Origin of the sequence: Pseudomonas entomophila (genome assembly GCF_013523165.1) — a bacterium.
In the GTDB taxonomy this organism is placed as follows: Bacteria; Pseudomonadota; Gammaproteobacteria; order Pseudomonadales; family Pseudomonadaceae; genus Aquipseudomonas; species Aquipseudomonas entomophila_A.
Genome location: NZ_JAAMQI010000060.1, coordinates 1 through 567, shown reverse-complemented (window position 1 = coordinate 567; position 567 = coordinate 1). Strand labels below are relative to the sequence as shown.

The 567-nt window shown below is 62.1% G+C and carries 1 protein-coding gene; it reads right to left on the bottom strand.

Features of this window, described 5'->3' with window-relative positions:
* Window positions 1–567: immunoglobulin-like domain-containing protein (locus G7Z99_RS20320; protein ID WP_375139179.1), on the bottom strand; the 567-nt coding region annotated here is incomplete at both ends.

Genomic DNA, 567 nt, shown 5'->3' with positions numbered 1-567 from the left:
GCTGCAGGTTCTCGAAGCCTTTGCCACCGGCATCGACTGCGCTCTGCACGCCCAGCTTCACGGTTTCGCCGTCCTTGAAGACGTCATCACCTTGTGCTGCCAGGGTGTAAGTGGCCGTGGTCGAGCCGGCTTTCACAGTCACGGTATCGCCGTTGCTGAGGGTGACGTTCAGATCACGCTCCAGCACACGGTTAGTGGTAACGGTGAAGGTCGCCGGCTGGTTCTCGTTGACGGTGCTCTGGTCGGCGGTGATACCGACAGTCAGCAAATCACCGCCGTTGGTACCGCCTGGCGTACCTGGGTTACCCGGAGTGCCCGGCTCGTCAGTGACGGTCGTGGTGCGCGTCTCATCGCCGAGAGTGAGTTTCTCGAAGTTATCGCCACCGCTGACCGAGACCAGCTTGTTGACGATGTCCGCTTGGCCGCCAACATAGGCATCATCTTTCACCACGATGGTCGCGGTGCCGGTGGTGCTGCCAGCCGGGACCTTGACCACGGTGCCGTCGGTCAAGGTGAAGCTCAGGCCGTTATGGCCGCTGACCGGCAAGCCTTGGGCGTTGGTCAGGG